The organism is Okeania sp. (genome assembly GCF_035285525.1).
In the GTDB taxonomy this organism is placed as follows: Bacteria; Cyanobacteriota; Cyanobacteriia; order Cyanobacteriales; family Microcoleaceae; genus Trichodesmium.
Map to the genome: position 1 here is coordinate 1 of NZ_JAYKGW010000233.1, position 19774 is coordinate 19774.

Genomic DNA, 19774 nt, shown 5'->3' on the forward strand with positions numbered 1-19774 from the left:
TAATTAGATTGATTTAAGTGATTTAAAAAAGGATAAAAAATGACAGAAAAAATAAAAATTATAGAAATTGACGAAAAATCTCCCTATTTGCCAACTGTTATTGAGTTTGGTGATGCTAATAGAAAAACTCTAGGTTTTTTCCCTAGGCAAGCTTTTAAAGAACACGCAGAAAAAGGGCAAATAATTGTAGCTATTGAGTCTAAAAAAAGTTGTGTTGGATATTTATTATATAGAATAGCAACTTCATATAATCGAGTTGGTATTATTCATTTATGTATTGCTGATTCTTATCAAGGTAAAGGATTAGCTAAAAAGTTATTTGATTATCTAGTTGAGATTACTAAAGAAAAATATAGTGGTATTGGTTTAACTTGTCGTCGTGATTTTAATTTAAGTAATTTCTGGTCTAAGCTAGGTTTTGTTTTTCAGTATGATAAACCAGCAAAAACTCCTGGAAAAACGAATGCTTATTGGTGGTTCGATCATCATCATTCAAATTTGTTTTCTAATGCTACTACTCATCAACGTGAATACAAATTATATGTTGCGATAGACTCACAAATTTTCTTTGATTTCTATCATAGCGATCGCTATGATAAAGACGCTGAATCTTTACTTTCTGATTGGTTATCTCCTGACTTACAGTTATGTTTGACCGATGAAATATTTAACAAAATAAATGTATTTTTTGACAATCAAGATGAGAGAAAGCATTTTACTAACCTAGCGAAAAAGCTCTTTACTATTTTATCAACCAATAAAATAGATTCCTCACAATATCAGTCTCTGAAAAATTTCTTTAATCAAAAAAACATTAATATTAGTGAGTCTGATATTCGTTATATAGATAAAGCTATTACATCAGATGTTTACATTTTTGTTACTGGTAATAACAGTCTCTTAGACATAGCAGATGAATTTTATGAACAATTTAATGTTTCTATTATTCATCCTAGAGATTTGATTTTTCAAGTGGATGAAATATGGAGGCAAACAGAATATCAGCCTGTTCGTTTAGCAGGTACTTTACTACAAAAAGCCCGTGTTACTTTAGGGCAAGAAAAGTTTTTAAATGAATATTTTAGAGCTGATAAATTGGGTGAAAAGAAGGCTGAGTTTCAACAAAAAATGCTTCGCTTTATTACAGAGACGGATAAATTTGATTGTTTTTTAGTTTTTGAAGGAGAAAAACAACCTTTAGCCTTAGTTGTTTATGATAGACGTAAAAAATATGAGTTAGAAATTCCATTAATGAGAGTTGTAGATACTTCTATAACTGCCACTATAGCTAATCATTTAGTTTTTGAATCTATATCAATTTCTGCCAAAGAAAAAAGAAATTTTACTAAGATAACAGATCTATTCTTGCCAGAAACAGTTATTAGAAATATTCATCAAGATGGAACTTTTGTAGAATTTAACCATACTTACTTAAGAGCTAATATGGCTATAGCTAAAACAGCAAATCAACTATCAGAAGATTTAGAAAAATTAGCTGTTAGTCTCGGAAAAGAATATGATTTTTTTCGTAAAATATCTCAACTTCTTCAGAAAAAGCTAGAAAATGAAAATCAGCAAAAAGAATTATATTTTAATTTAGAGAAATACTTATGGCCGGCAAAAATAATTGATGCTAATCTGCCTACATGGATTATTCCTATTAAACCATTTTGGGCAAAAGATTTATTTGATGAAGAGTTAGCTAATAATTACTTATTTTGCTCTAAAACTGAGTTAGCACTTAAACGTGAACTTGTATTTTATCGTTCTAAAGGAGGTTTAAAACCTGGTATAATTGGTAGAATTATATGGTATGTCAGCAATGATGAAAAATTTCCATCCGGGACAACAAAAGTAATTAAAGCTTGTTCTCGATTAGATGAAGTTATAGTAGATAAACCCGAAAAATTATATAGACAATTTCGTAATTTAGGTGTATATAAGTTAGAAGATTTAATAAAAATAACCAAGAATAAATCTAATGAAGATATAATGGCTATTCGATTTAGTGATACTCAAATATTCACTAATTATATAACTTTAAAAGAACTTCAAGATATACTAAAAAAACAGATAACTGTTCAAGGAATTTTTAAAATAACACCAGAACAATTTGCTAAAATATATGATAAAGCAAACAAAAATTGATCGGGATACTTCAATCATGCCAAATACAGTTCTTTTATCTATAAAGCCAAAATATGCTGATAAAATTTTCAAAGAGAGAACAAAAAAAGTTGAATTACGTCGTGTTTTTCCCGATCTAGATAAAGATGATTTAGTAATAGTTTATGTTTCATCTCCTAAAAAAGCTGTTGTTGGTTACTTTAAAATCAAAAACATTATTAAAAAAGAAGTTTCTTATCTTTGGGATGAAGTAGAGGACAAAGCCGGAATTACTTCTCAAGAATTTTACGATTATTATTCAGGAGTAAAGTTTGGCATAGGAATATTTTTCAAAAAAAGCAAGACCTTTAAAAAACCAGTCGAATTAGAAAAACTAAGACAAGAATTGAAAAATTTTAGACCACCTCAAAGTTACCGTTATTTAAAACCCGATGAATGGGAAATTATTAAGAGATTAGTAGATTATGATTTTGAATAGTTCAAAAATAAAAATAACTCTCTATGGCAATTAAACAACTAACTTTATTTATACAACTTTTCCAGGAATTTGCTGATTCATATCCCTATAGTTCAGAAGGATTAAATCATAGAGCCTCTTATGAAAAACAACGTCAACAAGGTCGTCGGAATTTTGCAGAAATAACTACTGCTCTTAAGGAAGGGGAAGACATAACTGAGTTGGTTAGATTCAAACTTTTGCCTCATACTGATACTCCTAAAAATCGACAAAGGGGTGCATGGATTCATAGGACGGAATCAAACAATATTGATTTAACTGAATGGTTTCAATGGTCTACAAATAAACCTTGGGAAAAGCAAGAATATTGGTCTGTTATTGCTAGAGAAATTTATATTTTTGTAACTTTATGCATTACAGACGATCGGAAGTTTTTAGTAGCTTGTAAAAATTTTTCTAAGTTACCAAATACTGGAGGATTTAAAGTAGGAAAAATGACACCTATTCTGAATGCACTAAAACCAGATAATTTTCTTTTAATTAATCAAAAATCAACGAAAGTAATTAATTATTTAAGTAACACAAAATATACTCAAGATTTAACTGAATACCCATACATTAATCTCACTGGTCATAATCTAATTTTAGAATTAGCTAAAGAAATGCAGAAACAAAATATACCTGCTATGCGAGATGATGATTTGTTTGATATGTTTTGTTATTGGTTGGTAGATGTGAAAAAATATAATTTTCCTAGTGAAAATATTAACAATACAGACAATATTTATGAAACTAATCAGGATGAAAAAATCAATCGAACTGTAACTCATTTACAACCAGAATATACTCTAACTAAATGTTCCCAAGAAACCTGTTTTCCAGAAACAAAACTCGCTCAATGGATACGCGGTATCGACCGCAAAAAACAAGCGATTTTTCAAGGTTCACCGGGTACAGGCAAAACTTTCCTCGCTCAAAAACTTGCTCAATATTTAACCAGTGAAGGTGACGGTTTCTGGGAAATCATTCAATTTCATCCTGCGTACACCTATGAAGACTTTATTCAAGGTATTCGACCACAGAGCGAAGATGGTAAACTCATCTATCCTGTTGTTCCAGGTCGCTTTCTGAAATTTTGTCAAAAAGCAGCACTTTGTCAAAATACTTGTGTACTCATTATAGATGAAATTAACCGCGCTAACCTTTCCCAAGTTTTCGGCGAACTTATGTATCTCCTGGAATACCGCGATGCAGAAATTTTCCTTGCCGGTAGTGAAGAATTATTCAGTATTCCGGAAAATGTTCGCATTATTGGCACGATGAATACTGCCGATCGCTCTATCGCTTTAGTAGATCATGCACTTCGTCGTCGGTTTGCTTTTATCACTCTTTTTCCTAACTACGAAATATTGCGCCAATATCACGAAGAAATAGAAGAATATTTTCCAATAGAACAATTAGTTGAAATTTTAGAAGCAGTCAACCGAGAAATAAACGACCCTCACTATCAAGTCGGTGTTTCCTTCTTTCTCCGAAGAAATATTGAAGAGGAAATACAAGATATTTGGCAAATGGAAATTGAACCATATTTAGAGGAGTATTTTTTTGCTCAACCAGAAAAAGTCGATGAGTTTCGGTGGGATAAAATTAAATATTTAATGTTAGAATGAAAAAATTAGATAGACAGTTATCAAAACATCTCTTTATGAATACAATGAAGAAATAGAAGAATATTTTCCAATGGAAGAATTAATTAAAATTTGAGAATAAGTCAACTGATAAATAAACGATCCTCACTATCAAGTTGATGTTTCTTTCTTTCTCCGAAGAAATATTGAAGAGGAAATACAAGATATTTGGCAAATGGAAATTGAACCATATTTAGAGGAATATTTCTTTGCTCAAGCAGAAAAAGTAGATAAGTTTCGGTGGGATAAAACTAAATATTTAATGTCATAATAAAAAAATTACAGGACTTACGCATAAAACCTCATAAACCGGGTTTTTCGCCAATGTTTATTGTTAAAAACAAAGGTTATCCTAAAAAACCTGTTTCTTTGCGTAATTCCTAAACTATATACACACTTATCCAAACATCCCCTACTGTAAAAAATCTCTGTTATAGCTGCCTTTTTCTAATATGAAATATCCCCAAATAATCGAACTTACTGAATATAAACTTCGCCAGTTTCCAGCAGATAAAATAAACTATGATATTGGCACTAAATTATGGCAAGAATACGACGAAAAAGACAAAAAAATTAAAGTTGAATTTCCCACTCCCAAAACTAAAAACAAATGGCAATTTACTTCTCTAGGGTATGTGGGTTATATTCCCATAACTTCAGAATTTCATATCATTCTTAAACCAAAAGTACCGCTTCATAACCTATTTGGAATGTTGGAATATGCCTACAATATCAAAAGTTTTTGTTTCCTAGATGGTTTAGTTAACTGCGATTCTCTACAGGAATTTTATAACTATTTAGTTAATATTCTAGCTCAAAAAATATTAGACCGAGGTCGCAAAGGTTTTTATCGCGCTTATCTGCCAAAAACAGAAAATTTAACTTATATTCGGGGGCGATTAAATATGCAGCAAGTTATGCAAAAACCCTGGGATGTTAAGTTGAAATGCGATTATCAAGAACATACTGCTAATATTTCTGACAATCAAATTTTGGCTTGGACTTTATTTATTATTGGTCGTAGTGGTTTCTGTTCTGAAAAAGTCGCCCCAATAGTGGCAAAAGCTTTTCATCTATTGCAAGGTTTAGTAAATTTACAACCTTTTAAATCTAGGGATTGTGTAAATAGAAAATATCATCGTTTGAATCAAGACTATCAAACTTTACACGCTTTATGTCGATTTTTTTTAGATAATATTGGAGCTAGTCATCAACAGGGTAATTATTCAATGTTACCTTTTTTAATAGACATGGCTAAACTCTATGAAAAATTTGTAGCTGAATGGTTAAAAATTCATCTACCCTCAAATTTAAGACTTCAATATCAAGAAAGAGTAGATATTATTGACGATAAAATTTATTGTCAAATCGATCTAGTTATTTATGAAGTAAAAACTCATAAAGTTGTTTATATTCTTGATACTAAATATAAGTTAAATAGCAGACCATCCACAGATGATATTCATCAAGTAGTCGCTTATGCAACTTATAAAAAATGTCACCAAGCTATTTTGATTTATCCTCATAAATTAACTAATCATATCAATCAATTAGTTGGTGAAAGTCAAGTCAGATTGCGTAGTTTGACATTTGCTCTCGACTCCGATCTGGAAAAAGCTGGTCAATCTTTTTTAGCAGAATTAATCAAATATAATGAACCACGTTAAAAAAATAATAACCCTGTAGGGACCTTCCATGGAACGTCCCTACTTTGTTGGAAAATTATACCCGTTCTTGACAAACACCTTCTTTTCTTTTTTTCAAAGGGGTTTTAATGAATTTGATTTTCCCTTTCCATTCTTTAAAGTTTCACTCATTAAACTATACCAGAACCATTCAACATAGAGGCAGCAACATCTGCTATTACTTCAGGAACTGTTTCTACGACTACAGGAGATGGAGTAGATTCAGCAATAGCTGGTTCGGCAACGACACCATCTAGTAGCGGAAGCGGCATTAGACCGGGAAAAGCAAAATCTGTCTCTGTAACCACAAAATCATTGACATCTAAATTTGGAGTATTCTGTAAGACAGCAAATATACCTCCTCTTTCTGGTGCTGCAAAAATCAAGTCTCCTGCACCAAAATCTTCCTCAATACCATTAGGGTTAAGGAATTAATAATTACAGAAATTTCGGAGACGCGTGAGGTGCAAAATTTTATTTAGTAATATTGGTAACACAACCTTCCAGGTTGTTACAGTAAACCAAGGCTGTGTTACAGATGACTTTACAGTAAACGAAGGCTGTGTTACAGATGACTGTACTTTACCATCCTCAAAATTTCTGTTATTAATAATTACAGCACTTACGCAAAGGCACTACATAAGGTGTATTGGTGCCTTACGAAGTGCGCTTTTCATGTCGCGCAGCGTTATCGTATAGGGACTGCTACGCTTTCCATGTCCGCTCAAGCGCGGAAAAAGCACCCTACTGGACTATTTCATCGAAAATGGTGCATGGGGTAGGGGCGGGTTTATGGGTCGATTTTTATACTACTCTAAGGTTTAGACAAACCTCCCCGGGGGCCGGTTTGTCTAATTTCTAGATAAGAATCCTTAACTCACTGGTGATTTTTCGGGAACCTTAACCCGTCCCTACTGGACTGTTTCATCTTAAATGCTGCTTTAGGGAATCAGGATTGGTAGGGGTGGGTTTATGTAAATCTTAGAGTAGTATAAAAATCTCCTCAAAAACCCGCCCCTACCGTGTCTTCCTAGTTTTTTCTGATTTTGGGCAACAAAGTCCTTGAATAGCTGTAATTGCTACAGTATTAATAATATCCTCAACTTTACAACCGCGACTCAGATCGTTGACTGGTTTCTTCAAACCTTGCAATATGGGTCCGATAGCGATCGCTCCTGTCTCTCTTTGCACTGCCTTGTAAGTATTATTTCCTGTATTCAAATCGGGAAAAACAAATACTGTTGCTTGTCCAGCAACTTGAGAATCAGGCATTTTCTGAGCTGCTACAGAAGCATCTACTGCTGCATCATATTGGATCGGACCTTCTAATAGTAAGTCTGGTTGCCGTTGTTTGGCGATCGCTGTTGCTTGACGGACTTTTTCGACTTCTTCTCCTTTTCCGGAAGCACCTGAAGAATAGGATAACAGAGCAACTTTGGGTTCAATGCCAAACATAGAGGCAGTTTCTGCGGAAGCTAAAGCTATTTCTGCTAATTCTTCGGGGTTGGGATGAGGATTAACTGCACAGTCTCCATAGACTAAAACGTGATTTGGCAAACACATAAAAAAGACGGAGGAAACTAGAGAAAAACCTGGTTTAGTTTTAATAATTTGGAGTGCTGGTCTGATAGTATGTTGAGTTGTATGCACTGCACCGGAAACCATACCGTCAGCATCTCCACATTGAACCATCATTGTACCAAAGTAAGATACATCTCTCATGTAATCTTTAGCTGCATCCAGGGTTATGCCTTTATGTTTTCTGAGTTCATAGAAAGTTTCGGCATATTCCTGGAATTTCGGATGTTGGTTCGGTTCAATGATTTTGAGAGTGTTAGCATCTAAGTTAATGCCATTTTTTATGATAGAACTTTCAATGTTTTTGGGATTACCTAAGAGTGTTAAATTAACCATTTCTTGACTGAGAAGAAAGGACGCTGCTTGCAGAATACGAGGCTCTTCTCCTTCTGGTAAGACAATGTGCTTTTTGATAATTTTTGCTTGTTGATGCAAATTGTAAATAAACATTTTGGGAGTCATACCATGATATTTAATTTCACGCAACCTGTTTTCTAATTTGGTGCCATCAACATACTTGCTAAATAATTCTAGACTCAAACTAATTTTTTCCATATCCCCGCCAACAATGGAACCTATTACTTCTTTTGCTTGAGTAGCAGTAGTGTAAGTATCGGTTTCTACTGAGAGAATGGGTAGAGAATGAGGTAAACCATCAATTAATTTCAGAATTGATGGCGCAGGAGAAATACCTCCCGATAGCAAAATTCCTGCTAGAGAGGGATAGTTTTTCGAACGCTCTGCTTGTAACATTGCTAATATTATGTCGCCGCGATCGCCAGAAGTAATGATTAATTGATCTTCTTGCAACCAATTTAAGGCATTAGAAACTTCCATTGCTGTTACTAAATAGTCAGACACAAGATTATCTAATTTCTCTTTTCCATTTATTAAGGATGCTTTAAGTTGGGTTGCTATTTCCCTAACTCGTGGATTGTTAAGTTTGGAAGTATAAGGAATTACAGACACTAAATAGTTGAGTTTTTGATATTTAGATATTAATATTTCTTTAAGTTCATTAACTTGTTCTGAGACAACTTTATTAACAACAATTCCCATTATTGGAAAATTTTTCTCTTGATAAGCATCTAGGGTAATTTTAATGGTACTGGTTATTTCTTCGATGCTTTTTTGATAACCATTAGTCAAGAGAATAATCGGACAACCTAAATTTTTGACAATTTCCCGATTAATATCTAATTCCCAAGCTAAACTTCGACCTAAATAATCAGAACATTCGCAGAGAATAAAATCACAATTTGCTTCTAATGCTTTGTATTTAGTAATAATTTTCTCTAAAATTTGCTCATGTTGATGCTGATTAATAAGTTTAATTGCTTCGCTTTCTGATAAACCATAAGAGTCCTCAGAGTTTTGTTGCAAATTAAATTGAGTAATAATTAGGTCAATGTCTTTGTCTTTATTACCTGTTAATGTATCTCTAATCAAAGGTCGAAAAAAACCGACTTTAGTTGTTTTTAGTAAAGCTTGTTCTATAATTCCTAATGATAGTAAAGCTTTACCACTGTATGCTTCAAGGGTAGCGATATAGAGAGATATTGTCATTTCAGTTATCAGTTAAAGAAGGAGTCAGGAGACAGGAGTCAGGAGTCAGAATGAGGAATAAATAGTCAAGAAAAAGAAATAATTTGAACTTAAAAATTTCTAAATGAGTAAGAAGGAGTCAGGAGACAGAAGTCAGAATGGGTAAAGAAGGAGTATTGCTATTACTACATTTGTTTTCATTTTAGTTATGAGCTTTTTCAGTTATAAAAACTGGGTTTGTATTAGATGCTGATGCCTTATTGAAATCTTTCTCGAATCAACCAGGTTTCTTATAGTACAAATTTAGAATCATAGCTTTATTTATCAACGTCAATAATGAAAAATATAACAATTCTTAAATAGGTTAGATTGCCAGAAATATGACATGAATAAAATAGGACTGCCATATATCTAATTATCAGTTATTAATGCCTATTTCCCAATAGTAGCAATATTCTTTTATTTTTAGCAACTACTGTTCATTTATATTGCCATTACTGCATTTTTTTTCTTAGATACATTTAATCCTGATATATAATAATCTACCAATAAATTTTGGTTGATAAATTAAAAAGTAAATTTATCAGTTATCAGTACCTTTTATGAATTATTCATTATCAATACCTATTTCTAAATAGTATAGCACTAAGATTTTTGAGAGGAACAAAATAGAATTGTTATATCTCTAATTATCTATTATCTATTATCTATTATCAATTATCCATTATCCATTAACCTTAATTTTTCTTATTTTTTTTCTCATAAAAATTTCATTTTTGCACCATTCTTTGAGAAAATTGTTATAATAAAAAATTATCAAAATTTCAACATAACAGGACTTACGCAAAGAAACCCCGTTTCTCATAGAAACCTGGTTTCTAGGTAAACCTGCGTAAGTCCTGAAATAATTTATTTTGATAAAAAAATAATAATATGTAGAGCCAAAATTTAAGCAAAATTTAACCATCTTTTATAGCAGTTTTATAGTACAAATAAAGTATAGTCACTTGACTAAGATTACTGTCTTCAATTCTAGTAATCGTATTTATTATGCTTCCTAGATTGAAAAAGTAGAATTTTCTATAAGGAATCTGAAAACAATGGTCTCAACTCCAGACAGAACTGCTTCAATAAGTGCCTTTGGTCCAGCGCGTTCAACCATTGAAGGCACACCTCTGAGTCCTGATGAACTCTACAAAATGCAGGCTTTTTGGCGAGCTTCTTGCTATTTGATGGTAGGGATGATTTACCTAAAAAAGAATCCCCTGCTGCGGGAACCTCTGCAACCAGAACATATTAAGAGTCGAATTCTCGGACATTGGGGTTCAAGTTCTGGTCAAGCTTTCATCTGGATACATCTCAACCGAATTATTAAAAAGTTTGACCTCAATATGATATATCTCTCTGGTCCTGGACATGGCGCACCAGGGGTGTTAGCTCCAACTTATTTGGAGGACACTTATTCCGAGGTCTATCCTGACAAGAGTCAAGATGTAGAAGGTCTAGAAAAATTCTTTAAACAGTTCTCTTTCCCTGGTGGTATTGGTAGTCACTGTACCCCAGAAACTCCAGGTTCCATCCATGAGGGGGGTGAACTTGGTTATGTACTTTCTCATGCTACTGGTACAATTTTAGATAATCCAGATTTAATTTCTGTGCCAGTTGTGGGAGATGGGGAAGCAGAAACCGGGCCTCTGGCAACGTCTTGGCATTCCAATAAATTTATCAATCCCATTACAGATGGTGCAATGCTACCAATCCTCCATTTGAATGGGTATAAAATTAACAACCCAACAATTTTATCTAGAATTAACCATGAAGATTTAAAAAATCTATTTTTGGGTTATGGTTATCAGCCATATTTTGTGGAAGGGTCTGACCCAGACAGTATGCACCAAGCAATGGCTGCCACCTTGGATCACTGCGTTCAAGAAATCAAAGGTATTCAAGAGCAAGCACGAAATTCTGGTAACGCAGATTTGCCACGATGGCCGATGATTGTGTTCCGGACTCCTAAAGGATGGTCATGTCCTGGAGAAATTGATGGACACAAAATCGAAGGTTTTTGGCGAGCGCACCAAGTACCGATGAAGGATGTGGCAAAAAATCCAGAACATCTCAAAATGTTGGAAGAGTGGATGCGTAGCTACAAACCAGAGGAACTATTTGATGAAAATGGTAAATTTAAACCAGAATTAAGAGAAATAGCTCCTTATGGTGCGCGTCGGATGAGTGCGAATCCTCATGCTAATGGTGGTATCCTCTGCAAGGATTTGAATCTGCCTAATTTCCGGGAATATGGTGCAGATGTAGATAAACCTGGAACTACAGAGGCAGAAAATACTCGTCCGTTGGGTGTGTTTCTCCGGGATGTTATGCGCAATAATATCAACAATTTCCGGGTATTCGGACCTGATGAAAATACTTCTAATAAACTGGATGCTATTTATGAAGTCAGTAAGAAGACTTGGATGGCAGAGTTTTTACCAGAAGATTTGGATGGTGGAGAACTGGCACGAGATGGTCGCGTGATGGAAATGTTGAGCGAACACACTCTGGAAGGTTGGATGGAAGGATATGTGTTGACTGGAAGGCACGTCTTTTTTGCGACTTATGAGGCGTTTGTTCATGTAATTGACTCCATGGTAGGTCAACACGCGAAGTGGATTGAGAAGTGCAATGAGTTAAGTTGGCGTCAAAAGGTTCCTTCTTTGAATTTATTGATTACTTCTACTGTTTGGCGACAAGACCATAATGGGTTTACTCACCAAGACCCTGGTTTCTTAGATGTGATTTCTAATAAGACTCCGGCGGTAACTCGGATTTATTTACCGCCTGATGTGAACTGTTTGTTATCGGTTGCTGACCACTGTTTGCGGAGTAAGAATTATGTTAATGTGATTGTTTCTGACAAACAGCAGCATTTGCAGTACATGGATATGGATGCTGCGGTTAAGCATTGTACTAAAGGTCTTGGTATTTGGGATTGGGCAAGTAATGATGATGGAGTAGAACCTGATGTGGTATTGGCAACTGCTGGGGATATTCCGACTAAGGAAGCTTTAGCTGCTAATGTGATGTTACGGGAAGCTTTCCCTGACTTGAAGATTCGCTTTATTAATGTGGTTGATTTATTTAAGTTACAACCGGATACAGAACATCCTCATGGATTGAGCGATCGCGAGTTTGATAGTTTGTTTACTCTGGATAAACCAATTATCTTTAACTTCCACGGTTATCCTTGGTTGATTCACCGCTATACTTACCGTCGCACGAATCACGATAATCTCCATGTCCGGGGTTATAAGGAAAAGGGTAATATTAATACACCTTTGGAATTAGCGATTCGGAACAATATTGACCGCTTTAGTATTGCGATGGATGTGATCGAACGAGTTGATAAGTTAAAAGTTGCAGGCGCTCACGCGAAAGAACATTTCCGGAATGAGCAAATAGATTGTCAAAATTATGCTTATGAATATGGTGTTGACCGACCTGATATCGATAGTTGGAAATGGCCTTATTAGGTGAATTCAAAATTCAAAATTCAAAAGTTAGAATTCATCTAGAATAAGTAAAATTTCAGAACGTAGGGGTTTGGTTTCCAAACCCCCTAGTTCAATAGATGTAGGTTGGGTTGAGGGACGAAACCCAACAATAATCTTTTTCCCCCACTCCCCTACTCCCCTACTCCCTAATGCACCATTTAAGGTGAAACAACCCAGTAGGGTGTGTTAGCGTAGCGTAACGCACCATACAAAATAGCCATCCTCCCAACCCCTTTTCTATCCCCCCCAACCCCCCTTTGAAAGCTATGCTTTATAAACATCTTTCTTAACATAAAACTTGACAAAAAAGACGAGTTATGGGTAAGTCTCTTAAAGGCTTTTTTGGGAGAAAACTGATTGAAAAATACATTTTTTTGAGAGCTGTAGGCAAGATTCTTCCTCCCCATCCTCCCCCTCTTCCCCATCCTCCCCACCCTCCCACAAGGGTTTCAGGAGTTATGGGTAAGGGATAGCTTTGAAAGGGGGGAGTTACGGGGAGAGGTCTTCCCTAGCATAAGTAAAATTTCAGAACGTAGGGGTTTGGTCTCCAAACCCCCTAGAGACCTTACTTTCAACGTCAACAAATTAGTCAGTCTAGTAGGGTGTGTTAATGAAATGTAACGCATCCTACAAAAGCTATCCTCCCAATCTAGTAGGGGCAAACTGCCGTTTGCCCCTACTAAGCGATCGGGAATTATGCAAAAGATAAAACTATGCACAATTTCTAAATTTATGTAAATTTTTATAGGATACTTAACAGTTGAGAAAAAATAACCTATTTGTAAGTACTTACGAAACTCACCGATGAAAACCCGGATGGTAGCGACCAGGGGATGCCCACTTCTCTCCCTACTGTTACCTTTGATGGCGTCACTACATTTTCCTCTAACAATGCTACTGATACTAACACAGATAATCCTGCTCCAGACAGCATCGTATCAGGGGATGATCGCGATAACGATGACTTGTTTGGTAGCAGAATTACTCGTGAGTTTGAACCTGCTCGTTTTGATTTTAATAGTGATGGAGTAGCAGACATTCTCTGGCGTAATGAAAAAACTGGAGACAACCGGATTTGGTTTATGAATGACAAGGGGTTGGGGGGATATCTTCTGATACAATAAGTATTTAACCCGATTCTATCTATAATGAATACTATAGATAATTTAATATTATAGACTATCTTCCATAAAGATTTGCAGAAAGATCATAAAAAGTAATAATTTTCACCAATGAAAACCCTCTACATTTTATACTAACTTCAAGTTAATAAAATTCAACTTAATAAATATTTATTAACTAAAAAAATTGAGAAAATTAAATAAAATTCACCCCATAACAAAAGAATCGAATTATAATATAAATAGATCTAAATCTTAGACCCAAAAAAAGCCCAAATTAGGATCAGGAAAAAATATGTTAGTAAATAACGAACAACAACTCGAAGAACTAATACAAAGAGTAAAAATAGCACAACAAAAATACGCTACTTATACTCAAGAACAAGTAGACTATATCTTCAAAAAAGCGGCCTTAGCAGCTAATGCAGCTAGGATTCCTCTAGCTAAAATGGCAGCCACAGAAACAGGTATGGGATTAATAGAAGACAAAGTAATTAAAAATCACTTTGCTTCAGAAATTATTTATAACAAATACAAAAACGAAAAAACCTGTGGAATTATCGAAGAAGACAAATCTTTTGGCTTTCAAAAAATTGCTGAACCTGTAGGAATTTTGGCTGGAATAGTTCCCACAACTAATCCCACCTCCACAGCAATTTTTAAATCATTAATTACTCTCAAAACTCGTAACGCTATCATATTTTCTCCTCACCCCAGAGCTAAAAAATGTACTACCGCAGCAGCTAAAGTAGTTCTGGAAGCAGCAGTTGCAGCAGGAGCGCCAGAAGACATTATTGGTTGGATAGATGAACCAACATTACCTCTATCTCAACAACTGATGCAACACTCAGAAATTAAATTAATTCTGGCTACCGGTGGACCGGGAATGGTTAAAGCTGCCTATTCTTCTGGTCATCCATCCCTGGGAGTTGGTGCTGGTAATACTCCGGCTTTGATTGACGAAACCGCTGATATCAAAATGGCAGTTTCTTCAATTATTCTCAGCAAAACCTTTGACAATGGGATGATTTGTGCTAGCGAACAATCAGTCGTTGTAGTTGATAGTGTTTATGATACAGTCAAACAAGAATTTATTGATCGTGGCGCTCATTTTTTAACACCAGAAGAAAAAGATAAACTGCGGAGCAAAATTATTGTCAACGGACGATTGAATGCAGAAGTAGTTGGGCAAACAGTACAAAAAATTGCGGAAATGGCTGGTTTCTCTATCCCAGAAACAACTAGGGTAATTATTGGTGAAGTGGAAGATATCAATAAAGAAGAACCTTTTGCTTACGAAAAACTCTCTCCCATTTTAGCAATGTATCATGCAAGTACCTTTGAGGAAGCTGTAGACAAATCCGAAAGTTTAGTAGAATTTGGTGGACGCGGACATACCGCAGCTCTATATACTTCCCCTGCTAATACAGAGCATATTAAACGATTTGAAGATACGGTGGAAACAGCAAGGGTTTTGATTAATACTCCTTCTTCCCAAGGAGCGATCGGCGATATCTATAATTTCCGTCTCGATCCTTCCCTAACTCTTGGTTGTGGAACTTGGGGTGGTAACTCTGTCAGCGAAAACGTTGAACCTCACCATCTTTTGAATATTAAAACAGTAGCAGAACGTCGGGAAAATATGTTATGGTTCCGCGTTCCCCCCAAAATTTACTTTAAATATGGAGCGTTACCTGTGGCGATGCGAGAGTTGGCAGGTAAAAAACGGGCGTTCGTTGTCACTGACAAACCTATCTATGAACTGGGGATGACTCGTGGTTTAGAAAATGTCTTGGATGAACTTGAAATTAAATATGACATCTTTTATGATGTGGAACCCGATCCTTCTTTGGATACTGTGAACCGGGGTTTGGATTTGATGCGCAAGTTTAATCCTGATGTGATTATTGCTATCGGTGGAGGTTCGCCGATGGATGCTGCTAAAATTATGTGGTTAATGTACGAACATCCAGAAATTGAGTTTGAAGGTTTGGCAATGCGGTTTATGGATATCCGCAAACGGGTTTATGAGTTACCAGCTTTGGGTGAGAAAGCTATTTTGGTAGCAATACCTACGACTTCGGGTACAGGTTCAGAAGTTACGCCTTTTGCGGTGGTTACAGACCGCCAAAATGATATTAAGTATCCTTTGGCAGATTATGCTTTGACTCCTAGTATGGCAATCGTAGATCCAGAGTTGGTGTTAAATATGCCGAAAGGTTTGACTGCTTTTGGTGGTATAGATGCTTTGACTCATGCGGTGGAAGCTTATGTTTCGGTCTTAGCTTCTGAATATACGAACGGTTTGGCGTTGAAAGCTATTGGATTAATTTTTAAATATCTGCCTTCTGCTTATAACAATGGTGCTAATGATCCTAAAGCACGAGAAAAAATGCACTATGCTGCCACTATTGCCGGGATGGCTTTTGCTAACAGCTTTTTGGGAATTTGTCATTCTATTGCGCACCAGTTAGGAGCTATTTTTCATGTTCCCCACGGTTTGGCAAATGCGTTGATGATTTCTCATATTATTCGTTACAATGCTACCGATGCACCATTCAAACAAGCTACTTTTTCTCAGTATAAATATCCTAATGCTAAATGGCGTTATTCTCAAATTGCTGATTATTTATCATTGGGTGGAGAAACTGAGGATGAAAAGGTAGATTTATTGATTGCTGCTATTGAAGACTTGAAGAGTCAAGTAGGTATTCCCAAGGGAATCAAGGATGTGGTGTCAGTCAGTGAGGCCGAATTTTTTGCCAAGTTGGAAGATTTAGCAGATCAAGCTTTTGATGATCAATGTACGGGTTCCAATCCTCGTTATCCTTTGATTAGTGATATTAAGCAGTTGTTGACTAATGCTTATTATGGTGACTTAACTGGTTCGGAAGTGACAAGTAAGGAGGAAGCAGCAGTAGAATAATTAATAATTAGATAAGTTTCATTTGGTAGCACAACTTTCGGTGGTTCTTACAGCAAACGAAGGCTGTGTTACCTGTAGCACAACTTTCGGTGGTTCTTACAGCAAACGAAGGCTGTGTTACCTGTAGCACAACTTTCGGTGGTTCTTACAGCAAACGAAGGCTGTGTTACCTGTGGTACAAACTTCGGTGGTTCTTACAGCTTTGTTACAGCAAACGAAGGCTGTGTTACCTGTGGTACAAACTTCGGTGGTTCTTACAGCTTTGTTACAGCAAACGAAGGCTGTGTTACCTGTGGCACAAACTTCGGTGGTTCTTACACCGTAGATTTAGGTTGGGTTGAGGTACGAAACAAGGGCAAAAATCTTTTCTCCTCTTTACCTTGGTCTTTATTTGAGGTTGATGAATAAAGTAGCGATCGCTTGTGTTCACAAGATTATCAGCTACTAAACAGGGATAATGGATAATTAGACAGATAACAATCCTAGTTTTATTTTTGCTAAAAATAAGCGAGAATTGCTATATTTTTCATTATTAATTATCAATATTAGTAACACAACCTTCGGTGGTTGTTACAGCAAACGAAGGCTCTGTTACAAATAACTATTAATTATTAATTATCCAAAAGGTTGTTAGTCATAATTAGTAACACAACCTTCGGTGGTTGTTACAGTAAACGAAGGCTCTGTTACAAATAATTATTAATTATTAGTTTCTATTTCCATTCATCCCAAGAATTATTAAAAATAGAAGTTCCAGGAAAAGCAGTTGGATTCCCATTTTCCTGCAAAAAGCCTTGTAATTCCTCTAATTCCTTCTCTACCAAAGGAATTTCATCAACTAATTCATAAGGAAAAATACCCTTATCTAAAACAAAATCAATTGTTGTACCAGCAGCAGCACCAGCAGACCATTCAAAAGAATGAACCCGATAAGCAGCAGCAGCAATATAACTCGTGGCAATAGTCTTTCCAGCTACCAACAAATTATCAATTTTTTGAGGAATCATTGCTCGTAAAGGAATTTGAAAAGGATAAGCAGAACCTTGACCTCTCCTAATACCTTCTCGTTCCCTATTACCTGGTGCTTCTGCTGGATTTTTGGTCATGCAAGGATGAAAATCTATCGCATAATGACCTATTCCTACGCTATCAGGAAACACAGTTGCTCTGACTCTTTGAGGAATATCTTCTGGTGACTTAGTGTCTACATTTTCCGCTATCAAATTACCAACTACTTTTTGCAAAGACTCAAAACGCTCAGGTGATAAATTTTGCCGATAAAAATCATCCCGAAAATTCTTTTTGGCAATATCAACCTCATTTACCATAAAACCATTGGGGCGAGTTTTCCCCACACGACCAATAATACGTCGCCCTTCCCGCATATAAGGATATTTCGATAACCCATGAGCTGTTCCCATGGGTGCATCAAACCCAGTTAAAAAACGATGGTTGGGATATTTTTTCTTCACCCCTTCCCCTAACTGGGAGTCGGTAGTTCCCTCAACCAACCAATAAAAATAACCGAGAGCATTTTCTTCACCTCGACGGAGGGTTTCGGTGCGCAAACCTCCCATCCAACCACCTGGTTGCAGTTGCCCTGTAGCTTCCAGTTGCTTTCGACTATAAATCAAGTTATCGTCTGGGTTTCCAGGGCGGTAGTCATTTCCCCAAGTCCAATTTTGCATGGAAATATCCCCAGGAAAAATAGTGCGTTCTTTGGCACTAGGGGGTTGGGGTGCATCTGGTTCGACTGCCCAGATTTGCCGATATGTGAAAACTAAGTTGAAACTAGCTAATCTGGATAACTCATAACTATAGTAGGGAGCGTATATATCGTAAAATGGTGGTTTAATATGGGTTTGGGGTTTTTCGGTTGCCTCCATCGCGAAGGTGTAAGTAAAACCTTGAGTACAGTATGAGTCTGTACTGTCAACGGGCGATGAAGGGTTGAGGTGACTTTGGGGATCGATACCGAGACGATAAGGAACATCTGCTAGAGCAATAATTTCTCCGGTTTCGGTTGCTTCCACAACGTACCAGTCTGCACCACCTCTTTTTTCTGGAGATGGTTTGGGTACAAACTGAATTATGGTTTTATTAAATCTGGATGAGTTTTCGTAACGGTAAGCATCTTCAATAGTTTGAGATAGGGGTTCCGTGTTTATGGGTGGAGTGTTTGGTGCTGGTTGATGTTGGATAGCGATCGCTCTGTTGATCTGATTATTAGAAATGTCTAATTCTTTGACAACCGTATTAGGGAACCATTTTAATTCGCCTTTACCTTTTTTGGCAGCATCCTGTAACATCTGAAATAGAATACCATGACCATCATAAGGCATAAAACAGGAGACACTGACCCAACAGTTGCCAGGATTTTGTCTACCATACTTTTTCTCAATGCGTTCCCGTAACTCTAGATAACCACGGGGATAAAATAGGAGACTGCGTTGAGTTGGACGTTCGTCGAGAGCAGAAGTTCCTTGGGAGGAAATTTGACCGCCTACCCAGTCGGTAATTTCGGTCATACAAACGGTACGACCTGCTAATAGTGATTCGTAAGCGGTTGCTGCTCCTGCTAACCCACCACCGATGATTAAGATTTCGCAGGTTTCTTCTTGGTCTGGGGTACGAGGTGGTGCTGCTAAGGTGGGGGCGATAGTTGGAGTTAGGGAGAATATGCTGAGGATGAGACTAATTATTGGTTGTTTTTTTTTAGCATAATATTTAGGTTAGTTGTTAATAGACAGAAATTATAATACATTTTTCAGGATTTTCGCAAAGAAACCGGGTTTCTGGGTTCACTAATAATACATTTTTTAATTGTGGGGGCGGGTTTAATCACAGATTTTCCTAGTTCATCCCATATTTACCTAAACCCGCCCTTTTTTCTACAACATCAAAATATGGTATTGGCAGGTTTACATATTATGGGGGCGGGTTTAATCACAGATTTTCCTAGTTAAACCCAGATTTACCTAAACCCGCCCTTTTTTCTACAACATCAAAATCTGGTATTGGCGGGTTTACATATTGTGGGGGGCGGGTTTATCTAGGATTTCCCCAAAGAAACCGGGTTTCTGGGTTCACTAATAATAA

Annotated in this window: 11 protein-coding genes; 8 read left to right on the top strand and 3 right to left on the bottom strand. The window is 36.1% G+C overall.

Going from position 1 to position 19774, the window contains the following annotated elements; all coding sequences use genetic code 11:
- Positions 1-39: 39 nt before the first annotated feature.
- From VKJ25_RS21980 to VKJ25_RS21995, 4 genes are all read left to right on the top strand, one after another.
- Positions 40-2148, top strand: coding sequence for a GNAT family N-acetyltransferase (locus VKJ25_RS21980; protein ID WP_324238785.1), 2109 nt, complete (start codon positions 40-42; stop codon positions 2146-2148).
- Positions 2126-2605 (top strand): ASCH domain-containing protein, encoded by a 480-nt coding sequence (locus VKJ25_RS21985; RefSeq protein WP_324238786.1) that lies wholly within the window; start codon positions 2126-2128, stop codon positions 2603-2605. Before VKJ25_RS21980 ends, VKJ25_RS21985 begins: the two co-directional genes overlap by 23 nt.
- A gap of 23 nt (positions 2606-2628) precedes the next feature.
- Positions 2629-4254, top strand: coding sequence for an McrB family protein (locus tag VKJ25_RS21990; protein ID WP_324238787.1), 1626 nt, complete (start codon positions 2629-2631; stop codon positions 4252-4254).
- A 470-nt stretch (positions 4255-4724) separates the two neighbouring features.
- Positions 4725-5939, top strand: coding sequence for an McrC family protein (locus tag VKJ25_RS21995; protein WP_324238788.1), 1215 nt, complete (start codon positions 4725-4727; stop codon positions 5937-5939).
- A 149-nt stretch (positions 5940-6088) separates the two neighbouring features.
- Here VKJ25_RS21995 and VKJ25_RS22000 read toward each other — a convergent pair whose 3' ends face one another.
- Positions 6089-6343 carry a hypothetical protein gene (locus tag VKJ25_RS22000; protein WP_324238789.1) on the bottom strand — a complete coding sequence of 85 codons (255 nt, stop codon included), beginning with the start codon at positions 6341-6343 and terminating at the stop codon, positions 6089-6091.
- Positions 6344-6974: 631 nt separating this feature from the next.
- On the bottom strand, positions 6975-9101 hold the full coding sequence (pta, locus tag VKJ25_RS22005) for a phosphate acetyltransferase (protein WP_324238790.1): 2127 nt from the start codon (positions 9099-9101) through the stop codon (positions 6975-6977).
- A gap of 1079 nt (positions 9102-10180) precedes the next feature.
- On the opposite strand from pta, the gene VKJ25_RS22010 reads away from it, so the two are divergent.
- From VKJ25_RS22010 to VKJ25_RS22025, 4 genes are all read left to right on the top strand, one after another.
- On the top strand, positions 10181-12607 hold the full coding sequence (locus VKJ25_RS22010) for a phosphoketolase family protein (RefSeq protein WP_324238791.1): 2427 nt from the start codon (positions 10181-10183) through the stop codon (positions 12605-12607).
- Positions 12608-13461: 854 nt separating this feature from the next.
- Entirely contained in the window at positions 13462-13752 is a 291-nt protein-coding gene (locus tag VKJ25_RS22015) for a hypothetical protein (protein WP_324238792.1), read from the top strand.
- A 292-nt stretch (positions 13753-14044) separates the two neighbouring features.
- Positions 14045-16675 carry a bifunctional acetaldehyde-CoA/alcohol dehydrogenase gene (adhE, locus tag VKJ25_RS22020; protein WP_324238793.1) on the top strand — a complete coding sequence of 877 codons (2631 nt, stop codon included), beginning with the start codon at positions 14045-14047 and terminating at the stop codon, positions 16673-16675.
- 114 nt (positions 16676-16789) lie between these two features.
- The gene (locus VKJ25_RS22025; RefSeq protein ID WP_324238794.1) at positions 16790-17083 is read left to right on the top strand and encodes a hypothetical protein; all 294 of its coding nucleotides are present in this window, start codon (positions 16790-16792) and stop codon (positions 17081-17083) included.
- Between the two features lie 305 nt (positions 17084-17388).
- On the opposite strand, the gene VKJ25_RS22030 is transcribed toward VKJ25_RS22025, so the two are convergent.
- A complete protein-coding gene (locus VKJ25_RS22030; protein ID WP_483143751.1) occupies positions 17389-19377 on the bottom strand; it encodes an FAD-dependent oxidoreductase in 1989 nt (662 codons plus the stop codon).
- Positions 19378-19774 lie beyond the last annotated feature (397 nt).